At 61.1% G+C, this 26559-nt stretch carries 21 protein-coding genes and 1 tRNA gene; 13 read left to right on the top strand and 9 right to left on the bottom strand.

Annotated elements, in window-relative coordinates:
- Positions 1-92: 92 nt before the first annotated feature.
- Genes ACYCFC_RS14170 through ACYCFC_RS14160 form a run of 3 tightly spaced genes read left to right on the top strand, consistent with a single transcriptional unit; the run spans position 93 to position 3971 of the window.
- Positions 93-1847 carry a carbamoyltransferase C-terminal domain-containing protein gene (locus ACYCFC_RS14170; RefSeq protein WP_181083796.1) on the top strand — a complete coding sequence of 585 codons (1755 nt, stop codon included), beginning with the start codon at positions 93-95 and terminating at the stop codon, positions 1845-1847.
- Positions 1834-2958 carry a glycosyltransferase gene (locus ACYCFC_RS14165; protein WP_459652000.1) on the top strand — a complete coding sequence of 375 codons (1125 nt, stop codon included), beginning with the start codon at positions 1834-1836 and terminating at the stop codon, positions 2956-2958. Before ACYCFC_RS14170 ends, ACYCFC_RS14165 begins: the two co-directional genes overlap by 14 nt.
- Positions 2955-3971, top strand: a complete 1017-nt coding sequence (locus ACYCFC_RS14160; RefSeq protein WP_459651999.1) for a glycosyltransferase family 9 protein — start codon at positions 2955-2957, stop codon at positions 3969-3971. Before ACYCFC_RS14165 ends, ACYCFC_RS14160 begins: the two co-directional genes overlap by 4 nt.
- On the opposite strand, the gene ACYCFC_RS14155 is transcribed toward ACYCFC_RS14160, so the two are convergent.
- Complete coding sequence (locus ACYCFC_RS14155) at positions 3968-5278, bottom strand: O-antigen ligase family protein (protein WP_459651998.1); 1311 nt, start codon at positions 5276-5278, stop codon at positions 3968-3970. The two genes, ACYCFC_RS14160 and ACYCFC_RS14155, sit on opposite strands and share 4 nt — an antisense overlap.
- Before the next feature lie 14 nt (positions 5279-5292).
- Positions 5293-5898 carry a lipopolysaccharide kinase InaA family protein gene (locus tag ACYCFC_RS14150; RefSeq protein ID WP_459651997.1) on the bottom strand — a complete coding sequence of 202 codons (606 nt, stop codon included), beginning with the start codon at positions 5896-5898 and terminating at the stop codon, positions 5293-5295.
- A 129-nt stretch (positions 5899-6027) separates the two neighbouring features.
- Here ACYCFC_RS14150 and msbA point away from each other — a divergent pair, with 129 nt between their 5' ends.
- Both msbA and hldE read left to right on the top strand, forming a co-directional pair.
- Positions 6028-7845 carry a lipid A export permease/ATP-binding protein MsbA gene (msbA, locus tag ACYCFC_RS14145; RefSeq protein WP_181083805.1) on the top strand — a complete coding sequence of 606 codons (1818 nt, stop codon included), beginning with the start codon at positions 6028-6030 and terminating at the stop codon, positions 7843-7845.
- A gap of 146 nt (positions 7846-7991) precedes the next feature.
- Entirely contained in the window at positions 7992-9413 is a 1422-nt protein-coding gene (hldE, locus tag ACYCFC_RS14140; protein ID WP_181083807.1) for a bifunctional D-glycero-beta-D-manno-heptose-7-phosphate kinase/D-glycero-beta-D-manno-heptose 1-phosphate adenylyltransferase HldE, read from the top strand.
- 169 nt (positions 9414-9582) lie between these two features.
- On the opposite strand, the gene ACYCFC_RS14135 is transcribed toward hldE, so the two are convergent.
- From ACYCFC_RS14135 to ACYCFC_RS14115, 5 genes are all read right to left on the bottom strand, one after another.
- Complete coding sequence (locus tag ACYCFC_RS14135) at positions 9583-9876, bottom strand: type II toxin-antitoxin system RelE/ParE family toxin (RefSeq protein WP_459651996.1); 294 nt, start codon at positions 9874-9876, stop codon at positions 9583-9585.
- Complete coding sequence (locus tag ACYCFC_RS14130) at positions 9864-10136, bottom strand: CopG family ribbon-helix-helix protein (RefSeq protein ID WP_181086674.1); 273 nt, start codon at positions 10134-10136, stop codon at positions 9864-9866. The genes ACYCFC_RS14135 and ACYCFC_RS14130 overlap by 13 nt, the downstream gene beginning before the upstream one ends.
- A gap of 361 nt (positions 10137-10497) precedes the next feature.
- Positions 10498-11385 carry a metal ABC transporter ATPase gene (locus ACYCFC_RS14125; protein ID WP_459651995.1) on the bottom strand — a complete coding sequence of 296 codons (888 nt, stop codon included), beginning with the start codon at positions 11383-11385 and terminating at the stop codon, positions 10498-10500.
- Between the two features lie 212 nt (positions 11386-11597).
- Positions 11598-12371 carry an aldo/keto reductase gene (locus ACYCFC_RS14120; protein ID WP_459654000.1) on the bottom strand — a complete coding sequence of 258 codons (774 nt, stop codon included), beginning with the start codon at positions 12369-12371 and terminating at the stop codon, positions 11598-11600.
- Between the two features lie 41 nt (positions 12372-12412).
- Positions 12413-13585, bottom strand: a complete 1173-nt coding sequence (locus ACYCFC_RS14115) for an NAD(P)/FAD-dependent oxidoreductase (protein WP_459651994.1) — start codon at positions 13583-13585, stop codon at positions 12413-12415.
- Positions 13586-13736: 151 nt separating this feature from the next.
- Between ACYCFC_RS14115 and waaA the strand changes: the two genes are divergently transcribed.
- A complete protein-coding gene (gene waaA, locus ACYCFC_RS14110) occupies positions 13737-15023 on the top strand; it encodes a lipid IV(A) 3-deoxy-D-manno-octulosonic acid transferase (protein WP_459651993.1) in 1287 nt (428 codons plus the stop codon).
- A gap of 524 nt (positions 15024-15547) precedes the next feature.
- Here waaA and ACYCFC_RS14105 read toward each other — a convergent pair.
- On the bottom strand, positions 15548-16978 hold the full coding sequence (locus ACYCFC_RS14105; protein WP_459651992.1) for a TolC family outer membrane protein: 1431 nt from the start codon (positions 16976-16978) through the stop codon (positions 15548-15550).
- 247 nt (positions 16979-17225) lie between these two features.
- On the opposite strand from ACYCFC_RS14105, the gene ACYCFC_RS14100 reads away from it, so the two are divergent.
- From ACYCFC_RS14100 to ACYCFC_RS14090, 3 genes are all read left to right on the top strand, one after another.
- A tRNA-Thr gene (locus ACYCFC_RS14100) sits at positions 17226-17300 on the top strand.
- Between the two features lie 98 nt (positions 17301-17398).
- Positions 17399-18811, top strand: coding sequence for an MBL fold metallo-hydrolase RNA specificity domain-containing protein (locus ACYCFC_RS14095; RefSeq protein ID WP_459651991.1), 1413 nt, complete (start codon positions 17399-17401; stop codon positions 18809-18811).
- A 106-nt stretch (positions 18812-18917) separates the two neighbouring features.
- Positions 18918-19379, top strand: a complete 462-nt coding sequence (locus ACYCFC_RS14090) for an REP-associated tyrosine transposase (RefSeq protein WP_459651990.1) — start codon at positions 18918-18920, stop codon at positions 19377-19379.
- Positions 19380-19532: 153 nt separating this feature from the next.
- Here the strand turns inward: ACYCFC_RS14090 and ACYCFC_RS14085 are convergent, their stop codons facing one another.
- On the bottom strand, positions 19533-20642 hold the full coding sequence (locus ACYCFC_RS14085; protein ID WP_459651989.1) for a glycosyltransferase family 4 protein: 1110 nt from the start codon (positions 20640-20642) through the stop codon (positions 19533-19535).
- Positions 20643-21040: 398 nt separating this feature from the next.
- Here ACYCFC_RS14085 and ACYCFC_RS14080 point away from each other — a divergent pair, with 398 nt between their 5' ends.
- Genes ACYCFC_RS14080 through gmd form a run of 4 tightly spaced genes read left to right on the top strand, consistent with a single transcriptional unit; the run spans position 21041 to position 26557 of the window.
- Positions 21041-22786 (top strand): type I secretion system permease/ATPase, encoded by a 1746-nt coding sequence (locus ACYCFC_RS14080; protein ID WP_181086682.1) that lies wholly within the window; start codon positions 21041-21043, stop codon positions 22784-22786.
- Positions 22787-22809: 23 nt separating this feature from the next.
- Positions 22810-24123 (top strand): HlyD family type I secretion periplasmic adaptor subunit, encoded by a 1314-nt coding sequence (locus ACYCFC_RS14075; RefSeq protein ID WP_459651988.1) that lies wholly within the window; start codon positions 22810-22812, stop codon positions 24121-24123.
- On the top strand, positions 24120-25514 hold the full coding sequence (locus ACYCFC_RS14070; protein WP_459651987.1) for a TolC family outer membrane protein: 1395 nt from the start codon (positions 24120-24122) through the stop codon (positions 25512-25514). The genes ACYCFC_RS14075 and ACYCFC_RS14070 overlap by 4 nt, the downstream gene beginning before the upstream one ends.
- Positions 25511-26557: a GDP-mannose 4,6-dehydratase gene (gmd, locus tag ACYCFC_RS14065; RefSeq protein WP_459651986.1), complete on the top strand. Its 1047-nt coding sequence runs from the start codon at positions 25511-25513 to the stop codon at positions 26555-26557. Before ACYCFC_RS14070 ends, gmd begins: the two co-directional genes overlap by 4 nt.
- The last annotated feature ends 2 nt before the right edge of the window (positions 26558-26559 follow it).

Raw genomic sequence — 26559 nt, 5'->3', positions numbered from 1 at the left:
GAGAAGCCCGGCAGGGCTATGAACCAGACATCGCTGTTGTTGCTTCAGGCTTCTAGCTTCGAGCTTCCAGCTGCTTTCAAGAGGCTTTTTCCGTGTCATTGACGATTCTCGGCCTTTCCGGCGCCCTCAGTCATGATCCTTCCGCCGCGCTGTACATCGACGGCAAACTGATCGCCGCCGTCGAAGAAGAGCGCTTCGTGCGCGACAAGCATGCCAAGAACCGCATGCCCTACGAGTCGGCCAAGTTCTGCCTGGAACAGGCCGGGATCAAGCCGTCGGACGTCGATGTGGTGGCGATTCCCTTCGCGCCCATCAGCATCTTCGAGAAGGCCCGCTGGCACTACGCCAAACGCTACTGGTACGCGCCGGACCGTGCGCTCGACGCCATCCTCATGGGCAACCGCCGCTACCACCGCTACAAGAAGCGCATCCAGTGGTGCCTGCAGCAGCTCGGCTTCGATCTGAAGAAGGTCAAGCTGCAGCCGGTCGAGCATCACCTGGCCCACGCCTCCAGCGCCTATCACTGCTCCGGCTTCACCGAAAAGACCGCCATCCTCGGTATCGACGGCAAGGGCGAGTACGCCACCACCTTCTTCGGCTGGGGCGAGAACGGCAAGATCCACAAGATCAAGGAATTCTACGATCCGGATTCGCTGGGCGGTCTCTATGGCGCGATCACCGAATACCTCGGCTTCGAGATGCTCGACGGCGAGTTCAAGGTCATGGGCATGGCGCCTTACGGCGATGCCGCCAAATACGACTTCTCGCGCCTGGCCACGTTCGAGAACGGCGAACTGATCATCAACACCGATTACGCCAATGTCATCGGTTTCCGCCGCTACAAGGAAAAGGGCAAGGGCTACTACTTCTCGCCCAAGCTGATCGACTGGCTCGGTCCCAAGCGCGAAGGCGACATCGCCGACGATCCTTACATCCACTATGCCGCCAGCATGCAGGCGCTGTTCGAGAAGCTGGCGCTGGAGATGATGGACTACTACCTGGGCGACATCATCAAACAGACCGGCAAGATCGCCTTCGCCGGCGGCTGTGCGCTGAACGTCAAGCTCAACCAGAAGATCATCGCCCGTCCCGAGGTCAAGGAGCTGTTCGTCCAGCCCGCCTCCGGTGATGCCGGTACTGCGGTCGGCGCCGCCGCCTACGTCTCGCACCAGCGCGGCGTCCCGGTGGAGAAGATGGAGCACGTCTACCTCGGCCCGTCCTATAGCAACGAGGACGTCATCGCCGCCTGCGCGCGCCATCCGAGCGCGCCTGCGTGGCAGAAAATCGATGATGTCGAACAGCGCATCGCCAGAATCATGGTCGATGGCAACCCGGTCGCCTGGTTCCAGGGCCGAATGGAGTTTGGCCCACGCGCCCTCGGCGGTCGCTCCATCATCGGCTGCCCGAGCATTCCGGGCGTGGCCGACCGCATCAACGAACAGATCAAGTTCCGCGAGCGCTGGCGCCCGTTCTGCCCGTCGATGCTCGATAGCGTGGCCGAGCAGATGCTCAAGGTCGATCATCCCAGCCCCTTCATGACCTTCACCTTCGAGGTCAACGACGAGTGGAAGGAGCGCGTCAGTGAAGTCGTCCACGAAGACGGCACCTCCCGCGCCCAAGTGCTCAAGCGCGAATACAACCCGCGCTGGTACGACCTGATGCTGGAACTGGAAAAGCTCACCGGCAACGGCGTCTCGCTCAATACCTCACTCAACCGTCGCGGCGAACCGATGATCTGCTCGCCGACCGATGCGTTGAACATGTTCTACGGGTCGGATCTGCAGTATCTGATCATGGAAGACATACTGGTGGTCAAGGAAGGCAAGGGCTGGTATGACGACGTCTGAGCAATGGGTGCTTCAGCTCTGTCATGGTTATGACGGCCCGTTTCTCGATTGTGCGCGGCAGTACGCCGCGCTTTTTGTCGGAGCCCCCTATAAGGTCTGCACGGTATTCCTGACGGGAGCGCCGGATGAGCGAGTGGCGGCTGCTTGCGCCTCAGACGAAGTGCTGTTTCTCGGCTACAGCTCGAAGGAAGTGGGTGGCCTCAAGCTGGGTGCTATACGCCGCCTGCGCAAGATCATTCGCGGACGGGATTTCCGCCTGTGCATCGCTCACCGCTTCAAGCCAACCTACATCGCCTGCCTGGCGACCCGGCTGCCAGTTATCGGCATAAGTCATGCTTTCGGTGTGTATCAGCGCTTTTCGAGACGGGTGCTCGCCCACCTGTTCAGCAAGCGCTTGCTGTTGCTCGGGGTCTCGAATGCCGTGCGTGACGATATCCGCGCTTGTCTACCGGGTTGGCCGGCGGAGCGGATCGAAACCTTATACAACAGAATCGATATCGAGGCCGTGAAGGCCGAACAGCTTCCGCGTGAGGAAGCCCGAATAGCCCTTGGCCTTTCATTGGACGCCTGGGTTGTCGGTAATGTCGGGCGTTTGCATCCAGACAAGGATCAGGCGACCCTGATTCGCGCTTTTGCCCAGGCTCTGCCGCAACTGCCAAAGGGCAGTCTGCTGGTGATCATGGGGGCTGGGCGGCTGGAAGCGACCTTGAAATCGTTAGCGGCCAGTCTGGACGTCGCTGGGCATGTGCTTTTTCTCGGCCAGGTGGCAAATGGACGTCGTTACTTCAAGGCATTCGATGTGTTTGCCCTGACGTCCGATCATGAGCCTTTTGGAATGGTGCTGCTGGAAGCGATGGCGGCAGGGGTGCCGGTTATCAGCAGTGACTGTGGCGGGGCGCCGGAGGTGGTCGGAGCTTGTGGAATGCTGTTCACGCTGGGTGATGACGGTCAACTGGCTGGATGCCTGCAGCAGATGGCAGGACTGGCGGGGGATGAGTTGGAAGCACAGCGGTTGAAGGTGCAGTCCAGACTGGTGCAGATGTTCTCCGATGCTGTTGTTCGTGACCAGTTCTGGGATAGGCAATGGTTGGCTAACAGGGTGAAGCCATGAGTACAAATATAGCCAGTAGCCAACCTTGCGATGCAGCGCCCAATCCTGATGATGTTTTTGCCGGTCTCAAGGTGGCGGTTGTTCCATTTCCGGCCCTGGGTGATATCACCATCTATCTTCGCCTGTGCTGGCTGTTTTGCCGCTCTGGTGCCCATGTAACGTTCTACAGTAATGCGTTCTATTCTGCCCGGGAGTATTTTCCCTGGTTGACGATCGTCCCTGAACATGACGATGAACTGGATGAATTGGCAGGCCGTTTTGAACTGGTGATCGCCTGTTTTGAAAAATATTATTTCAGGAAGAAATGGTCGCCACTTTATGCCGCGCTGAATAATGTCGCCTTTGTCACCGCCAAGAAAATATCCCGTGATTCGGGGCTGGATGGTCGCGGTGTGGTTATCAGGGGCAAGGATTTCTTTGGTGCAAGCAGAGCGTTCTGTCTCGACTCGGATGCGGGTAAAAGCATGGTTGAATGGGTTGATGGCTATGCTAAAGAAGTATTTGCCATCGAAACCCATCCAATGCCCGGTTTGCCTGGACTGCAGCTTGATAATGACGCGGGGTTGGTGCTGATTTTTCCGACCACACCTCAGCCGAAAAAGAATTATTGGATGGCTGGCTTTCGATGGCTGGCTAATGCGTTGCAGAAGAAAGGCTGGCGTGTTGAGTTTGTCTGCATGCCTGATGAGCGTGAAGAAGTGCTTAAGGCCGTGCCTGGTTTTCAGGTTAGAAGCTTTCCCGATATCAAGGGGCTGATCGATCATGTTGCTTTGGCATCAATCGTTGTCAGCAATGATTCGGGTGGTGGTCATTTGGCATCTTTGATGGGATTGGCCACTTTTACCATCACACGTCGCCATCGCTATTTTGCCTGGCGCCCCGGCTTCAATCAGCTCAATACGGTTGTGTACCCCTGGTTTCGCTTTAAGTGGTTAGGCGATTATATTTGGCGTCCCTTCGTGCCGGTCCGGCTTATTGCCAGGAAAATAGGTAGTCCTGATAGAGGTGTTTAGCCGAATGGCTTCTTCTGTTCGATGCAAAATGAATAGAAGAAGCCTGTGATAATGGCGATCAGGTAGGTTCCGCTGGAATAAATGACGTAAGACTCAAAAATATTCACCACCAGCCAGAATATGAAGAAGACCCAGGAAAAAAGAAATACATCCAATGGCATGGAGTGGTGTTGGTAACTTTTAATGCAGGCGCGCCCGATCAGTATCATTAACCCGGCGATGAATGCGGCTCCAATCAGACCTATTTCAAGCAATACCTGTAAGTATGAGTTGTGCAGGTGGTTGTAGTTTTTCTTGAATGCATCGCTGAAAAGGTCGGATTGGCGTATCAGGGGTCTAGAAGCACGTCCGCCCCAGCCCATGAAAGGTTTTTCCATGATCCAGTCCGCCGCTGCTGACCAGGATGCCACTCGAACTCCGGTACTCGTTAGCTCCTGATCCTCATGGGACGCGGCTAAACGCAAGCTTTCCCATGTGACTTTCTCTGCCGACAGTCGCTCGCTAACCAGGCCAGGGATATTGAGCCCTGCGGCCAGCAGACCGAGGAGAAAGATGCCGGCGATACCGCTCGATAAGAACTTTCGTGGCGACAGTCGCAGCTTCCCACGGAGGCTGTAAGCAAAAAGCAGAATGCCAGGGAAGAGCAGCAGGGTAATGCTCAGGCCCAGCCAGACGGCCCGTGTTTGTGACACGAATACTCCCCATAGGGAAAACGACAACATGGCCAGCCAGAGCAACGCGCCACCCGAGGCGAGAAGAGGCGGTGAGCCTTTGATCCAGGCGAAAAAGCGAGGTGTAAAAAGACTTAAGGCCAAGGCGCAAGTGGCAAATACAATGCCAGTATGCTGTGCATTGTGAATGCCGAAGTCGGCCCGTTGGCCATCCCATGCGAGAACCCATTCGGTTTTATCGAAACTGATGGCCAGGTAAATCAGCAGGCCGCCGAAGGCCACGGCGAGGAGATTCCAGGCGGTCAGCAGGCGGCTGCGGGAGATCGCATAGGCGATGGCGATAAAGTAGAGCACCCTAAGAAAGCGGCGGTCGCTGGTTGTATGAGGGAAATGGTCGGGAAGGGTCAGTCTGTGCCAGATAATGGAGATGAATAAATAAAGAAAAAACAGCATGCCCAATCGGATCGTCGGGTCTTTTCTCAAATCGCCATTGGCTGGTAACAGAATGGCAGGGACGAATAATAAAATCAGCGCAATGCAGGCAATATCAAAAAGCCGTGGCACAGGCAGCCAGAAAAACGCAAAGACGAGGCTGCTGACCGACAAGGCTTCATAAAAGGTTTTGGTTTTATTCATTGGTTATAAACGTTTCACAAGACAGCCTGGGTATCAGCGGAAAACAGTGAGCGTAGCTCAGGGGTTGTGAGTGCCCAGTCGCTTTCGTAGCGCAGTAGGTGCTGGTAGTTTCTGTTGCGCATCCTGCGTGACAATGGGCGACCGAGGCAGCGCATGTCCGATATGTCGATCAGGCCCAGCCTGTTATCGGGTGTCAGTACGATGTTACCCATATGCAGCGAGCGAAAATAAACGCCCAGATTGTGCAGTTTGGTAATGAATTCAGCCAGGCGGATGAGCAGTTCGCGCTGATCCAGCGTGCTGTCTTTCTGCAGCAAGTTGCGCAACGTTTCTCCTGCCAGGGGCTGGTAATGCACTACCGAGCGAAATGGCGAACTCATCCGGTATAGTTGGATGACTTTTGGGCAAGGGATGCCAAGGAGCTGTAAGGCAGCAGCGTTTTTGGCAAAACGCTTGGCCGGTGGATAAAGCGCGGTCTTGGAAAACCAGCTTTTGCGTCGAAAAAGTTTGAGAAAGGTACCATCGGCCAGGCGCAGGACTTTTTCACCATGTCCGTCCCTTTCCAGTACCTGTGCATCGTTACACCAAGCGGCGTAGTCTTCCCTGCTGAGTGTTTGCATCGGCACATTCCTGAAGCAAAGGCGTAGTTTAGCGTAACTGCGCAGGCACTTCATGTGCTGTCATCATGCCTGTCTGCATACAGGTGTGCTGTGTTAGAGTTTCGACCTGATTCCATTTCGTGAAAACTTATGTCGGATTCTCGGGAAGAGAGCTTTGCTCGCTCAAGTGTACGTATCTATCTGCGCCTGCTCGGCTATGTAAAGCCCTATTGGGGGCTGTTCGCAATCAGCCTTTTCGGATTTCTGCTTTTTGCTTCTACCCAGCCGATGCTGGGTTACATCCTCAAGTTCTTCGTCGATGGGTTGAACAACCCGGACGCCAGCTTTTTTGCTCAGGTTCCCCATCTGCAGGATCTGCCGTGGCTTGCCGAGCTGAAGCTGCTGCAGGCCGTGCCGCTGCTGATCGTGCTCATCGCACTGCTGCAGGGGATCGGGTCCTTTCTCGGCAACTATTTCCTGGCTCGTGTCTCCCTTGGGCTGGTGCACGACCTGCGTGTGGCTCTGTTCAACAACATGCTGACGCTGCCCAATCGCTACTTCGACAGCCACAACTCCGGTCACCTGATTTCGCGCATCACCTACAACGTGACCATGGTCACCGGTGCGGCGACGGATGCGATCAAGGTGGTGGTACGTGAAGGCATGACGGTGATTTTCCTGTTCGCCACATTGCTGTGGATGAACTGGAAACTGACGCTGGTGATGGTGGCGATCCTGCCGGTCATTGGCGTGATGGTGTCCAGTGCCAGCAAGAAATTCCGCAAGCAGAGCAAGAAGATCCAGGTCGCGATGGGCGACGTCACCCATGTGGCATCCGAGACCATCCAGGGTTATCGCGTGGTACGCAGCTTTGGTGGCGAATCCTACGAGCAGCATCGCTTCTTCGGCGCCAGCACCGATAACACCGCCAAGCAGCTGCGCATGGTCAAGACCAATGCGGTCTATACGCCATCCCTGCAACTGGTGATTTACAGCGCCATGGCACTGCTGATGTTTCTGGTCCTGCTGTTGCGAGGGGATGCGTCGGCAGGTGATCTGGTGGCGTATATCACGCTGGCGGGACTGTTGCCCAAGCCCATCCGCCAGCTTTCGGAAGTCAGCTCGACTATTCAGAAAGGTGTGGCAGGCGCTGAAAGCATCTTCGAGCAGCTGGACGAAAGCCCTGAGCTGGATGCCGGTACGGTTGAGCGCGACAAGGTCAGTGGGCGACTGGATGTGCGTGATCTTGGTTTCGTCTACCCCGGCACTGACAAGCAGGTGTTGCAAAACATCAGCTTCAGCGTCGAGCCGGGACAGATGGTGGCGCTGGTCGGGCGCTCCGGCAGCGGCAAATCGACCCTGGCGAACCTTATCCCACGCTTCTATCACCATGCTCAGGGGCAGATTCTGCTGGATGGCGTCGAGGTCGCGGATTACAAGCTGCGCAATCTGCGCCGACATATCGCCCTGGTGACCCAGCAGGTTACGCTGTTCAACGACACGGTCGCCAACAATATTGCCTATGGCGATCTGGCCGGCGCGCCACTGGAAGATATCCAGCGTGCGGCCCGCGATGCTTACGCCGACGAATTCATCGAGCAGATGCCCGAGGGTTATCAGACCCAGGTTGGCGAGAATGGCGTGCTGCTGTCAGGCGGCCAGCGTCAGCGCCTGGCCATCGCCCGCGCACTGCTGAAGAACGCGCCGGTGCTGATTCTGGATGAAGCGACTTCGGCACTGGATACCGAGTCCGAGCGGCATATTCAGGGCGCGCTGGATCATGTGATGACAGGCCGCACGACACTGGTGATCGCCCATCGCCTGAGCACCATCGAGAAGGCCGATCTGATTCTGGTGATGGAGCAGGGGCGCATCGTTGAGCGTGGTACGCACGCTGAACTGCTCGCGGTCAATGGTGCCTACGCGCGGTTGCACGCGACGCAGTTCAAGGATGAGGGCGAGGCGTAATCTGAGCCGCATGAGGTGGGCTTGCAGCGAATCGGTGGTGCGGCGCGCTGAGGTGCTCGTATTCATCACCGGATAGACTGCTGGAAGAATCGCCGCCTCCATGCTGGTATGCTTTGCAGCGTTTTTTCTTCCGTCCCGGAGCCCCCATGAAGCTGTCCATGCCCCGTTTTGACCAAGCCCCCGTTCTGGTAGTGGGCGATGTCATGCTCGACCGTTACTGGCATGGTGGCACGTCGCGGATTTCGCCCGAGGCGCCGGTGCCGGTGGTCAAGGTCGAGCAGATCGAGGATCGCCCCGGTGGCGCGGCCAACGTGGCGCTGAATATCGCGGCGCTGGGCGCTCCGGCGGCACTGGTGGGAGTCACCGGTGAAGATGAGGCTTGCCAGAGCCTGACCGACAGTCTGGCCGCAGCCGGTGTGCAGGCGCACTTTCAGCGCATCGAACATCAGCCGACCATCGTCAAGCTGCGGGTCATGAGCCGCCACCAGCAACTGTTGCGCATGGATTTCGAGGAAGCCTTCGAGACCGATGCCCAGGCGTTGCTCAAGGATGTCGAAAGCCTGCTGGCCGGCGTCAAGGCGCTGGTGCTGTCGGATTACGGCAAGGGGGCGTTGAAGAATCACCAGGCGCTGATCCAGGCTGCCCGCCGTCGCGGTATTCCGGTACTGGCCGACCCCAAGGGCAAGGATTTTGAAATCTATCGCGGTGCCTCGCTGATCACGCCGAACCTGGGCGAGTTCGAGGCCATCGTCGGGCACTGTGCTGACGAGGCCGAGCTGGTGGCCAAGGGCGCCGAGCTGATGCGCAGCCTTGAGCTGGATGCATTGCTGGTGACCCGTGGTGAGCACGGCATGACCCTGCTGCGCCCTGACCAGGCGGCACTGCACCTGCCGGCGCGGGCGCGCGAAGTTTTCGACGTGACCGGCGCCGGTGACACCGTCATCTCCACCCTGGCCGCCGCGCTGGCTGCCGGCGCCGAGCTGCCGCAGGCGGTGGCGCTGGCCAATCTGGCCGCCAGCATCGTGGTCGCCAAGCTGGGTACTGCCTGTGTCAGCGCCCCCGAATTGCGCCGCGCCATACAGCGTGAGGAAGGCTCGGGACGCGGCACCATGACGGTCGAGCAGTTGCTGACCGTGGTCGAGGATGCTCGCACCCAGGGCGAGAAGATCGTCTTCACCAACGGTTGTTTCGACATCCTGCATGCCGGCCATGTCACCTATCTGGAACAGGCCCGCGCCCAGGGCGACCGGTTGATCGTCGCGGTCAATGACGACGCCTCGGTCAGCCGCCTGAAAGGCCCGGGGCGCCCGATCAATACCGTGGATCGACGCATGGCCGTACTGGCCGGGCTGGAAGCGGTGGACTGGGTGGTGTGCTTTGCCGAGGATACACCGGAGAACCTGCTGGTCCAGGTGCGCCCCGATGTGCTGGTCAAGGGCGGCGATTATGGCGTCGATCAGGTGGTCGGTGCCGAGCTGGTCAAGGCCTGGGGCGGCGAAGTGCGGGTGCTGGGGCTGGTGGAGAACAGCTCGACCACGGCCATCGTCGAGAAGATTCGCAAGGCGTAATCACATACAACCCCTGTGGTATTTAAACGGTGCCAGCGACGGAAGCGCCTGCGGCGATTCCATCCTACAAAAGCATGGATCCCGTAGCCTGGATTAGCCGCAGGCGTAATCCGGGTTTCGAAGGCGTAATCCGACGAGCCGCTATTGAGTCTTCGCGACGCTTGCCTGCTCAGTATCCAGCTTCCTTCTGGTGCCTGAAGGCCAGCACATACACGGTCGTCTCAGCGGGTACATAACGATAAAGCGCAACGTATCCCGTGTCTCCGAACTCGATGACCAGCTCGCGCAACTCTGGCAGATCGGGAAGCGGACGACCGATCTCTGGATGTTGTTCCAGCTGGGCCAGGTGTCGTCCAATTGCCTCGCCAGCACGTCGGGCTACCTGCGGACTTTTCCCTGCCAGAAACTGCCTGCAGCGCTCGAGCCCACGTCCGGCGCCTTCGGTAATGATCAGTCGTGACACTCGGGCAGCTCCGTTTCCACGTCAGTGCCCCAGGTATTGAGCCAGGCGCGAGCTTCCTGGCTGGTCAGGTGCCGGCCCGTTTCCTGGTACGAGGCCCAGGATGCCAATGCTTCCTGCTTGAAGCTCTCGCGGGCCTCCTCGCGCGCTACGTACTCCTCGATGGCTTCACGCATGATCCAGTGGGCTGATCGATGCCTTAACCCTGCCAGCCTCTGGATACGGCTTTTCAATTCATCGTCGATTTTGATTGAAGTTGCCATGCCAGAACCCCTCAGTATCACTAGGTACTACCTTTCGATGAAAGGTAACGGCAAGCTGCGTTGATGTCCATTCCGTCTATCGATGCATCGGGAATGAAAGCGTACTCGTGAAGACTTCGTGACTGAAGCCACAGGTATTGCAGCAACCTATTGTGGGAAACAACTACAAGACCACGACGGGTACGGTTCCTATTTTTTGTATGGTGTTTGATCGCTTGCTCGTCGGGTCGGAAGCATGACCCGACCTACGACAGCGCATTGTCAGGTTTTTCGTAGGTCGAATTAGCCGAAGGCGTAATCCGACAATTCGAAGACGTAATCCTTGAGTCTTCGCACGCTGCCTGCTCCTGATTACAGCACTTCAGCGCACCACGTTGAGCGGCCTGGCCGCCCACCAATCTCTCCAGCGAATGCGCTCTTCACGCACTAGCCATCCATCCTGCGGCGCGAAGCTTTCCGAGAGCCATAGTCCGCGTGTACTCACAGTGCTGAACTGACCGTTACGCAATTGCAGCAGCTGTTCCTGTGGCTGGCCCTGGCACAGTGGAATCAGATACAGATCCGCCCGACCGCGATCCAGGCGCGCTACCAGTTGCCCATCCTCAAGGCGCTCGTCCACGTGGAACAGGCTGGGCTGGCGGGCGCCCTTCGGCAGTTCCATGCGCATGTCGTAGACCAGTTGCAGGGATGCCGTGGGCAAATGGACATAGGCGCGCGGGCGCTCCATAAGCACCTGACTACCGCACTGCACCGGGCGTGCTGCACCCGATAGCGAGGCGAGCTTGAAATGGAGCGTTTCGTGATAGGGCAGGCTGCTCTGGTAGGGCGTGGGTAGCCAGGTGTCGCCGAAGCGCCCGGCGAGCCAGCCCTCGGGGGTTTCCAGCAGGCACTCTTCGGCGATTTCCTGAATTGCGGTGAGCAGCGGCAGGTTCAGCTCATGCGCCGGGACATAGCCGGAGATCAGCTTGAGCACCACGTCGCCGCGATCCAGGCGGCGTTGACGGACCAGGACCCAATATTCGCGACCCTGCCAGCAGAGGGTCAGGCGCACCGAGACGCCGAGGTTGGCCAGCTCGATGGCGAAGGTGTCGGTATCGGGAGCGCTCACCGGGCGTCGACGTTCGATCACTTCACTGAAATTCAGCGGCCTGCCAAGGCTCTGGTAGCGAAGGCTGTCCGGGCTGGCTTCGACATACAGCGGCAGGGTCTTGAATGCAGCGGGGCTCTTGCGCAGCAGGACTTTTGGCATGGGTTTGTTTCTCCGTAGCGGCCCTGGCCGCGAATGGACGGGGCCGATAACCGACCATCGCTTCGCAGGCATGGCCCGCTCCTACAGCGATGCGGCACTAGCGACGGTGCCTTGTAGGAGCGGCCCCTGGCCGCGAATGGACTGGGCCGATAACTGACCATCGTTCGCGGGCGTGGCCCGCTCCTACGGGAGCTGTCAGTTCGTAGGTCGAATTAGCCGCAGGCGTAATCCGACGTTTCACCCGTCAGTACCAAGGCTGCCGTGCGCACGTTGTCCTCAAGGTGCCGGGGGGTGATCGTTCCGACGATGGCGCTGCCCACGCCCGGTTGCCGGAACAGCAATTCGAAACTGCGGCGTACCGGGTCTTCCCCCGGCGCAAGATGGCCGCTGGCCAGTGCCTTCTTCACCAGAATGCCCTTGCCGTGGGCGGCGGCGTATTCGATCACCGGACGCTCGGCCTGTTCGTTGAGGTTGTAGGTGACCATCGCGCAATCACCCTGTTCCAGTGCCAGCAACCCGCCTTCGACGGTCTTGCCGGAAAGGCCGAAGGCGAGAATCTTGCCTTCGCGCTTGAGCTCGGCGAGGGTCTGGTAGACGCCGCTGTTACGCAGGATATCCAGATCATTACCGTCCGAATGCACCAGCACCAGCTCGATCCGGTCGGTGCGCAGGCGCTTGAGGCTGCGTTCGACCGAGAACCGAGTGTGTTCAGCGGAAAAGTCGAAGCGCGACTGGCCGTTCTCGAACTCCTCGCCAACCTTGCTGACGACTACCCAATCGTCGCGCTGATCGGCCAGCAGCGGCCCCAGGCGTTCCTCGCTGACACCATAGGCCGGCGCGGTATCGATCAGGTTGATGCCCAGCTCGCGGGCCAGCGCCAGCAACTGCCGCGCCTGGTCATCGTCGGGAATGCTGAAGCCATTGGGGTATTTCACACCCTGATCGCGGCCCAGCTTGACCGTGCCCAGGCCCAGCGGTGCAACCATCAGCCCGGTGCTGCCCAGTGGGCGGTAATGATCGTGCAGCGTCACAGCAGGCCCTCCCAGAATGGTCCTGTCACAGCCGGGCGTGGCAGCTGCGGCAAAGGAGGCTGGTTGCCGGGGAGGATGCCGTCACGCTCCAGCGCAGCCAGCACGCGGTCGGCGAAGTCCGGCGACAGCGCCAGCTTGGTCGGCCAGCCGACCAGCAGGCGACCCTGTTCGGCGAGGAAGGCATTGTCTGGCCGGGCCAGGCTGGACTGCGCGGGCTCGGCGCGATCGACGCGCAAGGTTGCCCAGTGCGCGGCGGAGAGGTCGATCCAGGGCACCAGTTCGGCCAGTTCCTTCTTCGCCGAGGCTATCTGGCCGGCTTCGTCGCGCGCCACGCCATCGGCTTCGGCCAGATCGCCGCCCAGGTACCAGACCCATTCGCCATCCGCCGCCGGATGGCTGGTCACGGTGATCCGGGGCTTGGTGCCGCCGCCCAGGCAGTGGGCGTAGAGCGGCTTGAGCGTCGCCGCCTTGACCATGACCATGTGCAGCGGGCGGCGCTGCATGGCCGGTTGCTGCAGGCCCAGCGTCGCCAGCAGCTCGGCCGTACCGCCGCCTGCGCTGAAGACGATGCGCTGGGCGCGGATTTCCCGTCCATCCACGCGCAGGCCGACCAGCTCATCACCTTCGTGCAATGGCTCTATCTGCTGAGCGGCCAGCAGGCTATCGCCGGCGAGTTCTGCAAGCCGGGCGATCAGGCTCGGCACATCGAGCACCAGCTCGCTGAGGCGGTAGACCTTGCCCTTGAACTTCGGGTGTTGCAGTGCCGGCGGCAGGTCGCTGCCCTTGACCTGGCCGACCCGCGAACGTACCGCCTTGCTGGCGAAGAAACTGGTGAGGTTGCCGGCCAGGGTGCCCGGCGACCAGAGATAGTGGGCGTCGGAGAGCAACCGCACGCCGGAAAGATCCAGTTCACCACTGCCCGCCAGCGCCTCGCGCCAGCGTCTGGGCATGTCGGCGATGGCCTCGGAGGCGCCTGTCAGCGCGCCCGTCAGCGCGTACTTGGTGCCGCCATGGATGATCCCCTGGGACTTCACGCTCTGCCCGCCGCCCAATGCGGCTTTTTCCACCAGCACAGTGGCAAAGCCTTGCCTGCGCAGACGCGCATTGAGCCAGAGACCGGCGACGCCGCCGCCGATGATCAGGACATCGGTGCTTAAGGGTTCGGGCATGGGCAGACCTCGCTGGGAAAACAGGCCGGCAGTATAAACCGGATGACCTCTAGGAGCGGGCCGTGCCCGCGAACCAATACGGCTCCGTTCACGGCCATGGCCCGTTCCAGCAGAGAGCCGCCCGCTTTTCTTTCGCGTAAACTCCGCTCCCATGAACCGTACCCTATATACCTTCCTGTTCCACCTCGGTCTGCCACTGGTGTTCCTGCGGTTGCTCTGGCGCGCCAGGCGGGCGCCGGCCTATTCGCGGCGTATCGGCGAGCGCTTCGCCTTTGGCCTGCCCGCGCTCAGGCCGGGTGGTATCTGGGTGCATGCGGTGTCTGTGGGCGAGAGCATCGCGGCGGCGCCGATGATCCGCGAACTGATGGCCCGTTATCCCGAGTTGCCGATCACCATCACCTGCATGACGCCGACCGGCTCCGAGCGGATCAGGGCGCTGTTCGGCGGCAGCGAATACGCCGGGCGGGTGCAGCACTGCTACCTGCCTTACGATCTGCCCTGGGCGGCGGCGCGCTTCCTTGATCGTGTCCAGCCCGAACTGGCCGTGGTGATGGAAACCGAGCTGTGGCCCAACCACATTCATCAGTGCGCGCGGCGCGGCATTCCGGTGGCGCTGGCCAATGCGCGGCTGTCCGAGCGCTCGGCCCGAGGCTATGCACGCTTCGCCCGGCTGACCGCGCCGATGCTGGCCGAGCTGAGCCTGATCGCCGTGCAGACGGAAGCCGAGGCCGAGCGCTTTCGTCGTCTGGGTGCGCGGCCCGAATGCGTCGAGGTGACCGGCTCGATCAAGTTCGACCTCAACATCGACCCGACGCTGCCGGCAAGGGCGGCGACGCTGCGCGGGCAATGGCAGGCTGAAGAACGTCCGATCTGGATCGCGGCGAGCACGCATACCGGTGAGGATGAGATCCTGCTGGCTACGCATCGGCAACTGCTGGTGGCTCGTCCCGATGCCTTGCTGATCCTGGTGCCGCGTCATCCCGAGCGTTTCGGTGCGGTGTACGAGCTGTGCCGCAAGCAGGGCTTTGTCACGGTCAGGCGTTCACTGGACGAGTCGCCTGAAGCGGCTACGCAGGTGTTGCTCGGCGACACCATGGGCGAACTGCTGTTTCTCTACGCGCTGGCGGATGTCGCCTTCGTCGGCGGCAGCCTGGTGCCCACCGGCGGGCACAACCTGCTGGAACCCGCCGCACTCGGCAAACCCGTGCTCACCGGGCCGCACCTGTTCAACTTCCTCGACATCGCCGCGCAACTGCGAGACGCCGGCGCACTCGCCGAAATCACCAGTGCTCCCGAGTTGACGAGGGAGATCGAGACCTTGTGGAGCGATCCCGCGCGAGCCGATCGAATGCGAAACGCGGGATACACCGTGTTGAAGAACAACCAGGGCGCGTTGGGAAGGCTGTTGGCAGGGCTGGAGCGGCTGATCACCCCGTAGCGGGCCACGTCCGCGAACCGGTGGCCGGTCATCGGTGTGGTTCCGTTCGCGGCCAGGGGCCGCTCCTACAGGTACGACGCAATCCCACCCGTCGTAGGAGCGGGCCACGCCCGCGAACCGGTGGCTAGTCATCGGTGTGGTTCCGTTCGCGGCCAGGGGCCGCTCCTACAGGTACAACGCAATCCCACCCGTCGTAGGAGCGGGCCACGCCCGCGAACCGGTGGCTAGTCATCGGTGTGGTTCCGTTCGCGGCCAGGGGCCGCTCCTACAGGTACGACGCAATCCCACCTGTCGTAGGAGCGGGCCACGCCCGCGAACCGGTGGCTAGTCATCGGTGTGGTTCCGTTCGCGGCCAGGGGCCGCTCCTACAGGTGCGTCGCAATCCCACCCGTCGTAGGAGCGGGCCACGCCCGCGAACCGGTGGCCGGTCATCGGTGTGGTTCCGTTCGCGGCCAGGGGCCGCTCCTACAGGTGCGTCGCAATCCCATCCGTCGTAAGAGCGGGCCGCGCCCGCGAACCGGTGCTCAAGGCTTCGGAAAATCCGGTGGCAGAAAGTCGCTGTCCGGGTCGTAGTCGGCCTTCAGGTAGGTGGCAAGGTCCTGCAGGTCGCCGGGGTTGAGGGTGCCGGCGGCCTGCTTCAGCCGCAGGTTGTCGAGAATGTAGTCGTAGCGCGCGTTGTTGTAGTTACGCACCGCCGCATACAGTCGGCGCTGGGTGTCGAGCACATCGACGATGTTGCGTGTGCCCACCTGATAGCCAATCTCGGTAGCCTCCAGCGCACTCTGGTTGGAGAGAATCGACTGCCGGCGTGCCTGCACCTGCTCGATATCGGTGTTCACCGCACGGTGCAGGTTACGGGTGTTTTCCACGACCTGCCGGCGCAGGCTCTCGCGCCGTTGTTCAGCCTCGGTCAGTTGGTGAAACGCCTGGCGGCTCTGCGAGCTCGTCATGCCGCCGCTGTAGAGCGGGATATTCAACTGCAGGCCGATGCTGCCCTGTTCGACGTTGCCGTTGTAGCGCGGATAGCCCGGCAGCACATCGCTCATGCCGCTGTTGGCAAAGCCCAGGCTGTCATTGTCGCCCTTGCGGTAGGCGGCCACCGCATCCAGCGTCGGCGCATGGCCGGAACGGCGCTGGCGCAGGGTTTCGCCGGCGGCATTGACGGCCTGATCCACCGCCAGCAGGGTCAGGTTCTGCTGCATCGCGGTATCGACCCAGCGGCTGGCATCGTTGGGCGTCGGTGGCAACACCGGCAGGCTGTGCTCGATGCCCTCCAGCGCCACATGGTTGCGATTGGTCAGCGTGTACAGCGCCTGGAAGGCATCCTCAACCTGCCGCTCGGCGACCATCCGGTTGGCTCGCGCGGTATCGAAACCGGCTTGGGCCTCCAGTGTATCGGTGCGGTCGGAAAGGCCCACCTCGAAACGTTCGTTGGCCTGATCGAGCTGACGCTTGAAGGCGGCTTCCTCGGCCTTGACCGCCGCCAGGTTGTCCTGCGCGCGCAACACGGCGAAATAGGCCAGGGCGCTTTGCAGAATCAGGTTCTGCTCGGCAGCTGAAAACTCCAGTGCCGCCTGTTCGCTGATCGCCTCGGCGGCCTGCAGTTGAAACCAGCGGTCGGCGCGAAAGATCGGCTGGCTCAGGGTCGCCTGATAAACCGTGCCGTTGCGTGACAGCGTGCGCGAGCCGGCACTGGTATCGACCCCGGTGCGGGTATCGCTCAGCTCGGCACCGGCGCGCAGATTAGGCAGCAAGCCGGCCCGAGCCTGAGGCACGGCTTCGCGAATCGCCTCGAACTGGGCGCGTGCCGCCGCAAGGTCCGCGTTGTTTTCCACGGCCTGCCGATAAATGCTGACCAGATCGGTGCGCGGGGCAAGCGCAGCGGACGGTTCGGCCCAGGCCGATCCCGATATGGCGGCGGTGGCTGCGAGTGCCAGCGTAAGTGTGCGCAGCATTGCATCTGTCCCTGAGGCGAAGTGATGGGCAAGGCTAAGCGGCGCCATGGGCAGGGTCAAGGTGCGCGAAATGGGCGCGATTCACGGGCGGGTATGGCCTGAATTGCTCAACTCTCCGAGGAGCGGGCCCTGCCCGCGAACCCAGGCCCCGCCGCCGTGCAATCCGTTGTTCGCGGACAGGGCCCGCTCCTACCGGTGGGGGCTTGTAGCGCACTGCCGCAATCTCTATGATGCGCGCCCTCTCAAGGCCCATGTAGCTCAGCGGTAGAGCACTCCCTTGGTAAGGGAGAGGTCGGCGGTTCAAGTCCGCCCATGGGCTCCATCCTTTGCGTAACCTTCCTGACTGTGAACCGGGCAACCGCCCACGGCGAACTGTCACGCTATCCTTTGCCGCTCCAAGACAGCGTTAAGGGATTAACCATGGAAATCATTCACCACGGTGCGCGGGACGGGGTGACCGGCTCCTGTCACCAGCTGCGCATGGATGATCGGCACAGCCTGCTGATCGACTGCGGCCTGTTCCAGGGGGCGGAGGTTTCGGCAGGTGCTGCCGGAGCGGATCGGTTGCAGATCGACTTCGACATCACCGGCATTCGCGCCCTTATCGCCACCCACGTGCATATCGACCATGTGGGGCGGATTCCCTATCTGCTGGCGGCTGGCTTCAAAGGGCCGATCCTCTGCAGCGAACCTTCTGCCAGATTGCTACCCATCGTGCTGGAGGATGCCTTCAAGCTGGGCGTCAGCCGCGACCAGCACAAGGTCGAGCGCTACCTCGCACTGATCCGGCAGCGCATCATCGCACTGCCCTACAGCAGCTGGTTCAGCCTCCACGAAAGCCCGGACCTGTCAGCGAGGATTCGCCTGCAGCGTGCCGGGCACATCATCGGCTCCGCCTATGTGGAAGTGGATCTGTACTACCCAGCGCGGGGCGAGCGCAGGCGCGTGCTGTTCTCCGGAGACCTCGGCGCGCCCTACGCACCGCTGCTGCGCGCTCCGAAGCCGCCTTACGGCGCCGATGTGGTGGTGCTGGAAAGCACCTATGGCGACCGCAACCACGATGACCGTCGCCTGCGCCGGCAGCGTCTGCAGACGGTGATCGAAAAGGCCCTCGCCGATCAGGGCAGCGTCCTGATTCCGGCGTTCAGCATCGGGCGCACCCAGGAACTGCTCTACGAACTGGAAGACATCATCTTTCGCGCCCGGCGGGGCAGGCCGGGCGCCGATGCAGGCTGGCAGGCGCTGCCGATCATCCTCGATTCACCATTGGCCAGCCGCTTCACCGAAGCCTATCGCGAGCTTCAGCCGTTCTGGGATGCCGAAGCTCAGCAAAGGCTGCGCAAGGGACGCAACCCGCTGGCCTTCGAACAACTGCTGACCATCGATTCCCACGATGACCACACGCGAATGGTCCGGCACCTGACACAAAGCGGGCGTCCGGCTGTCGTCATCGCTGGTGGCGGCATGTGCAGTGGTGGGCGGATCGTCAACTATCTCAAGGCCATGCTCGGCGACCCCAGGCACAACGTCCTGTTCGTCGGCTACCAAGCCAAAGGCACGCCGGGCGAGAGCATCCAGCGCTTCGGTCCGCGCGGTGGCTACGTCGAGCTGGATGGCGAGCGCATCGACATTCGCGCCGGCATCGAGAGCATCGGTGGCTACTCGGCCCATGCCGACCAGCGCGGGTTGGTCAACTTCATCACACGCATGCGCCATTGGCCCGGCGAGATTCGCCTGATACACGGCGAGGCCTCGGCCAAGGAACAGCTGCGCCAGGCGTTGCAAAGCGAATACGCGCGTAAAGGGACCAAGGCCAGCATCCATATCCCCTGAAGCATCGGTTCGCGGGCGTGGCCCGCTCCTACAGGTTTGGCAGATTGCGTCGCCCCTGTAGGAGCGGCCCCTGGCCGCGAACGAAACCTGGCAAGGAGGCCGGAATATGCAGGAACGTATAGCCCACGGACATACGCTTAGAAAAGGCCGGCTATCCGAGGTGGGGCGGATTTACCTGGTGACGACCGTAGTGCGTAACCGGCGCCCGATGTTTCTAGACTGGCAGTTGGGTCGGCTACTGGTGAATGTCATGAGACAGGCCGAGCAGCAGGGCAGGGTTGAATCCTGTGCCTGGGTGATCATGCCGGACCATCTGCACTGGTTGTTCCGCCTCACCGACGGAACGCTAGACGGGCTGATGCGGGATATGAAATCGCACAGCGGCAGGCAGATCAATCGAGCCGGCGGCTTGGTGCCGCCATTCTGGCAGCCGGGCTACCATGATCACGCTGTCAGGCAGGATGAGAGCCTGAAGGCCATGGCGCGTTATGTCGTGGCCAATCCACTCAGAGCCGGTTTGGTCACGCGGGTGGGTGAATACCCGCTATGGGATGCGGCCTGGCTCTGACCGGACCGTCGGTTCGCGGGCAAGGCCCGCTCCTACGGGGTTGGTCATTCATGGTGTGGTCATTTGGGCGAACCCCGCCTGTAGGAGCGGCCCCTGGCCGCGAACGGGACCGCGCAGGAGATCAGGCCGTCGGTTCGCGGGCGTGGCCCGCTCCTACGGGGTGATCTCACGGTATACCCGCGCGGTTTCTGCGCACATGCGCTCGGCGGTGAATGACTGCTCGAAGCGTATCGCCGCATTGGCGCCGAACTGTTGCGCTTGCTGAGGATCGCCCCAGAGGCGGCCCATGGCCTCGCGCAAGGCCGGAGGATTGGCCGGCGGCACGGCGAGGCCGGTTTCGCCATGGATATTGACGAACGTCGTACCCGTGCCGATTTCGCAGGAGATCATCGGCTTGCCGTACATGGCCGCTTCCAGCAGCGAAATGCCGAACGCCTCCGAGCGCAGATGCGAAGGAAACACAAAGGCATGACACAGTTCGAGCAGGCAGGCCTTGTCCGCATCATCGATACGCCCAAGAAAGGTCACATTCTGAAGGCCAAGCTGGCGTGCCTGCTCTTTCAGGTTTTCCTCCTCCGGCCCCGAGCCTGCGATCACCACCGGCCAGGGCGTTCCCTCCAGCGCCTCCAGCAGGAAGCTCAGCCCCTTGTAATAGCGCAGCACGCCAACGAACAGGAAGAACGGTCCGCTCAGCCGCGCCCGCCAATGGGCCAGCCGCTCGGCAGGTGGTGCCGGATAGGCCGCGCGGTCCAGGCCATAGGGGATCACCTCGGTCTTGTCGGTGAAGTGCGAAAGCACCTCGCTGCTGCGCATGTAATTGGGCGAGGCCACCAGAATCCGGTCAACGCTGGCCAGAAAGCGCATCATCAGCGGGCGATACAAGGTCAGCAAGCCGCGCTGGCGCACGATATCGGAGTGGTAGCTGACCACGCAGGGTTTGCCGTGGCGCGTGGCGAAATGCACCACATCCATCACCGGCCAGGGGAAGTGAAAATGCACCACGTCGGCTTCGCGTGCCATTTCCTTGAACGCCGCAAAGGCTTCGCGGGAAAAGCCCGTCGAGGCGATGAAGAAGTCCTGCCGCGCCCGCCGCACCTCATGGTTCGCTACGCGCAGGCGAGCGGGTTGCGCATCGGCGCTCAGCGTCAGCACCTCGCTCTCGATACCCAGGCTGCTACCACCTTCGGATAGCTGGTAAATCACCTGCTCGATTCCGCCGGTCGTGTCTGGCAGGTAGGTTTTGAAAAAATGAAGGACGCGCATGAGGCTTCCGAAGTCGTGTTCGTTTGGCGAAAGGAGGGTGGCTGCACGGGCGGCGGGCTTCACCAGCCATTCGGAAGCGGCGCAAGACTCTACCGGGCGCGACGCAACCGGGCAACCGTGTTGCTTCGCGGGCGCAATGCCATCCATGTGGATCGGCCCCTGGCCGCGAACGAAGCCATGCCGATGCCCGAGCACTGGTTCGCGGGCAGGGCCCGCTCCTACGCGCGGGGGTGAGAGACACGCTGGAAGCACGCAACACCTGTAGGAGCGGCCCCTGGCCGCGAAGGGAGCCGCGCAGCACGTCGGACATCGGTTCGCGGGCATGGTCCGCTCCTACAATCGAGAAAGCATCGGTGTTAAACTCCCGCGCTTTTCAACGTCCTGGCAGTTCCCAATCTATGCGCAGCACACATGAAAACAGCCTCAAGGCCGCGCTGAAGGCCTGCAGGGGAAGCTTTATCTCGGTTGGTTTCTTCAGCCTGTTCGTCAACGCTCTGATGCTGGTGCCATCCTTCTACATGCTCCAGGTGTACGGGCGTGTCGTTACCAGTGGCAGCATCACCACGCTGGTAATGCTGACAATCATCATGACGGTGCTGATGGTCACCATGGGTGGGCTGGAATGGGTCCGTTCACGCATCATGGTTCGCCTGAGCACCAAGCTCGACGTCCTGCTCAGCCGTGATGTCTATCGGGCGAGCTTCAAGCGCGCTCTGGACAGCGGTGGCATGGACGCCTCTGCGCAGCCTCTCAATGACCTCACCGGGTTGCGTCAGTTCCTCACGGGCAACGGTCTTTTCGCGTTTTTCGATGCGCCCTGGCTGCCAGTCTATATTGGCGTCATGTTTCTCTTTCATCCATGGTTCGGCTGGGTGGCGATTGCCAGCGCCATCGTTCTGCTGTGTCTTGCGGCCGTTAACGAAAGGCTCACGGGCAAGTCGATCGCCGAAGCCAACAAGCAGAACATTGCCGCCAGCCTCTATACCACCAAGAACCTGCGCAATGCCGAAGTCATCGAGTCCATGGGCATGCTGCACACTCTGATGGGGCGTTGGGGGCAGCGGCAGAAGAAAGTGCTGCAACTGCAGTCGCAGGCAAGCGACAACGGTGGTTTGATCAGCAATACGTCCAAAACCTTCCGCATGCTGGTCCAATCGCTGATCCTGGGCTTGGGTGCCTACCTGGCGGTCAAGCAGGAAATCACCCCCGGCCTGATGATCGCCGGCTCCATCCTGCTGGGCCGTGCACTGGCGCCAATCGATTTGATGATCGGCAGCTGGAAAGGCTTTATCAGCGCGCGATCACAGTACAGCCGCCTCAACGAAATCCTGGATATTCAGCAGGCCGAGCCGCAGCGCATGTCATTGCCACCACCCGAAGGACATGTACTGGTCGAAAACCTGATCGTCAGCGCGCCTGGTTCAAAAACACCGATTCTGAAGAACATTGGTTTTGCGGTACCCGCAGGTTCGGTGGTGGGCATCATCGGCCCCAGCGCCTCGGGTAAATCGACGCTGGCGCGTGCCCTGCTGGGCGTATGGGCACCGCAGCACGGCGTGGTACGGCTTGACGGTGCGGACATCAATAACTGGGACAAGCAGGAGTTGGGGCCCTTCGTAGGCTATTTGCCTCAGGACATCGAGCTGTTCGAGGGCAGCATCAGCGAAAACATCGCCCGTTTTGGCGAGATCGACTCTGAAAAAGTCATTGCCGCCGCCAAGACCGCAGGTGTGCATGAAATGATCCTGCAACTACCCGAAGGCTACGACACCGTCATCGGCAGCGACGGAGTCAACCTTTCCGGCGGGCAGCGTCAGCGTGTCGGTCTGGCGCGAGCCATCTATGGCACACCCCGGCTGATCATTCTCGATGAGCCCAACTCCAACCTCGACGAGGTGGGTGAGCGTGCTTTGGCGCAAGCGATCCAGCAAGTCAAGGCCACTGGTGCGACCATTTTCATCATCACCCATCGCACCAGCATTCTGGCCCAACTGGATCAGTTACTGGTTATGAGCGCCGGGACAATCGCCATGTACGGTCCGCGTGAGCGGGTCATGGCTGAACTGAATAAACAGCAACAGGCCGCCCAGCAGCCTGTTGTCCAGGCTGTTCCAAGCGTCAGCGCCGCCACAGTGCGTACCTGAGCAGGACTATCTAGATGACCAGTATGAACAAAGCAATTGAAGATAGCCTGGCCGGCCTGCCAACCTCCGATTACCGGACTCGACTGATCGGCTTCCTGATCGTATTCGTCACCTTCGGTATTTTCGGTACCTGGGCCACCTTCGCGCCGCTCGAAAGCGCAGCCCTGGCGCCCGGTGTCGTGACGGTACAGTCCTATCGCAAAACCGTGCAGCACCTCGAAGGCGGTATCGTCAAGGAGCTGCATGCCCGTGACGGCGAAGTCGTCTCCGCCGGCGATCCGCTGATCGTCCTCGACGATACCCAGGTGCGAGCCGAATACGGCATCACCCGTAGCCAACTGGTTGCCGCCCAGGCCATGGAGGCGCGTCTGCGGGCCGAGCGTGATGGTCTTGAGACGATTGACTACAGCCGTATGCTCGAAAGCGACAGCCACCGTGCCCAGGAAGCACGTGAAGGCGAGACCCAGGTATTCAATGCCCGCAGAGGCTCACGGCTCGGCGAAGTGGCGGTGCTGGAAAAGCGCATCGGCCAGTTGAAGGAGCAGATCAGCGGCCTGCGTTCGATAATCATCACCAAGGGCAGCCTGGAAAAATCCTACAAGGACGAAATAGGTGAGCTGGCGGATCTGCTGGCCGAAGGTTTCGTCGACAAGCAGCGCCTGCTGGACCAGGAGCGCAAACTGAACATGCTGCGCTCCGAGATCGCCGATCATCAGTCGGAAATCACCAAGACCCGCCTGCAGATCAGCGAAACCGAATTGCAGATCCTGCAGCTCAACAAGGACTTCAGCGCCGAAGTGGTCGCACAGCTTGCCGAGGTGCAGACCAAAGTGTTCGACCTGCAGGAGCGCATGTCCGCCCTTGAAGACCGCCTGACCCGTATCGTCATCCGTGCCCCCGAAAACGGCATGATCATCGGCATGACCGTGCACACCGTGGGCGGCGTGATCAGTCCCGGCACGCCGCTGCTGGACATCGTTCCGGCTCAATCCGACCTGATCGTCGAGGCCCAGGTATCGCCAGCCGATATCGACCGTGTACGGGTCGGCAAGCAGGCCGACATTCGCTTCAGCGCTTTCAACAGTTCTACCACGCCGGTGATGAAGGGCGAGGTCGTACATGTCTCGGCCGATCGTCTGATCAACAAGGACACCGGCATGCCCTATTACCTGGCGCGTGTGGTGCTGACCGAAGAAGGCACCCGTGCGCTCGGCTCACTGCAATTGCAGCCCGGCATGCCTGCTGAAGTCCTGATCAATACCGGTGAACGCACCATGCTCCAGTACCTGGTATCGCCGGCGACCGACGCCTTTGCCAAATCGATGATCGAGGATTGATCGTGCGAATAGCCGTCAGCCTGCTCCTGGCCGTCTTCGTTGCTCACGCCCATGCCCAGGAGCCTGACAACCTGCCGCCAGCGCCTGCCAGTATCAGCGCCAATGAGTATGCCGCCGACCTGATGCAGCTCTACCGCGAGTCACGCCTGGAAGACCCCCGCGTGCTGGCCGCCTACGCGCGTGCCCAGGCCGGTGTGGATCGCCAGCGTGAAGCCTTTGGTGGGCTGCTCCCACAGGTCACCGCCAGTGGTTCCTTTAATCGCACCAACCGCGATGTGGAAAGCTACTCCGAGAGCTTCAACAACGAACGCTACGCCCTGAGTCTCGGTCAGCACATCTATAACAAGGCGGCTTGGGAGAACTACCAGAAGTTCAAGCAGCTTGCCCGTCAGGGTGAGTTCGAGTCGGTAGATGCACAAGCCGAGGCTACCGTCGATCTCGCGCAGCGCTATTTCGTCGCGCTGGCTTCCGATGACGAGCTGGAACTGATCCTGGCCGAGCGCCGCGCCACCCAGAAGAATCTTGATCGCGTCAATGCCCTGTACGACAGGAAAATGGCCATGGTCACCGACGTGCTCGATCTGCAGGCACGTGTCGATGCACTGGCCGCGCAGGAAGTCGAGGCGCGCAATCAGGTGCGACTCAGCCGTGAAGAACTCTCAGAGATCGTCGGCAGACCTGTCGGGGAAAAGCTCAGCCGCATTCGCGAAGATGTCGAACTGCAGGTTCCCGGCGAGGCCATCGATCAGTGGATCGATCGCGCCCTGGCGGCCAACCCCGCTCTCAAGGCTCGGGAACAAGCCCTGGGCGCAGCCGATGCGGCAGTGCGCGAGAGCCGTGGCGCACATTATCCCAGCCTCAGCATGAACCTCAGCGCCCAGCGCAGCGATGTGGGCTACGACAACACCCTGGCGCCGCGCTCCGACAGCTATGTCGCCAGTTTCGGTCTGCAGATCCCCATCTACAGCGGCGGCTCGGCCTCGGCGCGAGTGCGCTCGCTGCACAATGACCGTCTGGCGACCGAACAGCAGCTGGAAGCGATTCGCCGCCAGGTCGTCAAGGAAACCACCAGCGCCTACCTGACGGCCCAGTCCAGCATCGAAAGGATACGCGCCTCACGCAATGCGCTGGAATCGGCGGAAAAATCCAGCGTTGCCGCTGAGCGCGGCTTTCAGTACGGCGTGGTCAACGCCGTCGACGTGCTGACCAGCGTGCAGAATGAATACAAGGCGCGGCGTGACCTGCTCAAGGCCCAGTACGATTTCATCACCAATCTTCTGGTATTGAATCGTTGGGCCGGACGGCTGTCCGAGCAGAGCATCGAAAACGTAAATGTGTGGCTGGCTCGCAGCGAACAAGCGCGAGCCCTGGAAAGGAAAACAACGGAATGAGCATGAACAGCAAGACTGCAATCGTCACCGGCATCACCGGCCAGGACGGGGCATACCTCACCGAACTCCTGCTGGAAAAGGGCTACAAGGTGTTCGGCACTTACCGCCGTACCAGCTCGGTGAACTTCTGGCGCCTGGAGGAAGTCGGCGCCATCGGCCACCCGGATCTGGAACTGGTCGAACACGACCTCACCGACCTGGGCGCAAGCATCCGCCTGATGGAGAAGGCCCAGCCTGACGAGGTCTACAACCTCGCAGCACAGAGCTTTGTCGGCGTCTCCTTCGACCAGCCCATCACCACGGCTGAAATCACCGGGATTGGCGCGGTCAACCTGCTCGAAGCGATCCGCATCGTCAATCCGAAGATCCGCTTCTACCAGGCCTCTACCTCGGAAATGTTCGGCGAGGTCCAGCAGATCCCGCAGACCGAAGCCACGCCGTTCTACCCGCGCAGCCCCTATGGCGCCGCCAAGCTCTACGCCCACTGGATGACCGTCAACTACCGCGAGTCCTACGGCATCTTCGGTACCAGCGGCATCCTCTTCAACCACGAGTCCCCGCTGCGCGGCAAGGAATTCGTCACCCGCAAGATCACCGATGCGGCGGCGCGTATTTCCCTGGGCAAGCAGGACAGCCTGGAACTGGGCAACCTCGCCGCCAAGCGTGACTGGGGCTACGCCAAGGAATACGTCGAAGGTATGTGGCGCATGTTGCAGGTCGATACGCCGGATACCTTCGTCCTTGCCACCAACCGTACCGAGACCGTGCGCGACTTCGTCTCATTGGCCTTCAAGGCCGTAGACATCCAGCTTGACTGGCAGGGCAGCGAAGAAAACGAGCGCGGCATCGACAGCAAGACCGGCAAAACGTTGGTACAAGTCAACCCGCGCTTCTATCGCCCCGCAGAAGTCGATCTGCTGATCGGCAACCCTGAAAAAGCCAAGGCAGTATTGGGGTGGGCACCGAATACCACGCTAGAAGAGCTCTGCAAATTGATGGTCGATGCTGACCTTAAGCGTGTTCAAAGCGGCAAATCGTTCTAATC

Source organism: Stutzerimonas sp. NM35 (genome assembly GCF_054604355.1).
This window is presented reverse-complemented; position numbering and strand designations above follow the sequence as displayed.

Excerpts from the sequence above, each read along its gene's own strand:
- ACYCFC_RS14150 (WP_459651997.1), bottom strand. The coding sequence starts at position 5,898 with ATGCAAACACTCAGCAGGGAAGACTACGCCGCTTGGTGTAACGATGCA.
- ACYCFC_RS14160 (WP_459651999.1), top strand. The coding sequence starts at position 2,955 with ATGAGTACAAATATAGCCAGTAGCCAACCTTGCGATGCAGCGCCCAAT.
- msbA (WP_181083805.1), top strand. The coding sequence starts at position 6,028 with ATGTCGGATTCTCGGGAAGAGAGCTTTGCTCGCTCAAGTGTACGTATC.
- gmd (WP_459651986.1), top strand. The coding sequence starts at position 25,511 with ATGAGCATGAACAGCAAGACTGCAATCGTCACCGGCATCACCGGCCAG.
- waaA (WP_459651993.1), top strand. The coding sequence starts at position 13,737 with ATGAACCGTACCCTATATACCTTCCTGTTCCACCTCGGTCTGCCACTG.
- ACYCFC_RS14075 (WP_459651988.1), top strand. The coding sequence starts at position 22,810 with ATGAACAAAGCAATTGAAGATAGCCTGGCCGGCCTGCCAACCTCCGAT.
- ACYCFC_RS14095 (WP_459651991.1), top strand. The coding sequence starts at position 17,399 with ATGGAAATCATTCACCACGGTGCGCGGGACGGGGTGACCGGCTCCTGT.
- ACYCFC_RS14085 (WP_459651989.1), bottom strand. The coding sequence starts at position 20,642 with ATGCGCGTCCTTCATTTTTTCAAAACCTACCTGCCAGACACGACCGGC.
- ACYCFC_RS14165 (WP_459652000.1), top strand. The coding sequence starts at position 1,834 with ATGACGACGTCTGAGCAATGGGTGCTTCAGCTCTGTCATGGTTATGAC.
- ACYCFC_RS14105 (WP_459651992.1), bottom strand. The coding sequence starts at position 16,978 with ATGCTGCGCACACTTACGCTGGCACTCGCAGCCACCGCCGCCATATCG.
- ACYCFC_RS14155 (WP_459651998.1), bottom strand. The coding sequence starts at position 5,278 with ATGAATAAAACCAAAACCTTTTATGAAGCCTTGTCGGTCAGCAGCCTC.
- ACYCFC_RS14115 (WP_459651994.1), bottom strand. The coding sequence starts at position 13,585 with ATGCCCGAACCCTTAAGCACCGATGTCCTGATCATCGGCGGCGGCGTC.
- hldE (WP_181083807.1), top strand. The coding sequence starts at position 7,992 with ATGAAGCTGTCCATGCCCCGTTTTGACCAAGCCCCCGTTCTGGTAGTG.
- ACYCFC_RS14080 (WP_181086682.1), top strand. The coding sequence starts at position 21,041 with ATGCGCAGCACACATGAAAACAGCCTCAAGGCCGCGCTGAAGGCCTGC.
- ACYCFC_RS14125 (WP_459651995.1), bottom strand. The coding sequence starts at position 11,385 with ATGCCAAAAGTCCTGCTGCGCAAGAGCCCCGCTGCATTCAAGACCCTG.
- ACYCFC_RS14090 (WP_459651990.1), top strand. The coding sequence starts at position 18,918 with ATGCAGGAACGTATAGCCCACGGACATACGCTTAGAAAAGGCCGGCTA.
- ACYCFC_RS14130 (WP_181086674.1), bottom strand. The coding sequence starts at position 10,136 with ATGGCAACTTCAATCAAAATCGACGATGAATTGAAAAGCCGTATCCAG.
- ACYCFC_RS14120 (WP_459654000.1), bottom strand. The coding sequence starts at position 12,371 with ATGGTTGCACCGCTGGGCCTGGGCACGGTCAAGCTGGGCCGCGATCAG.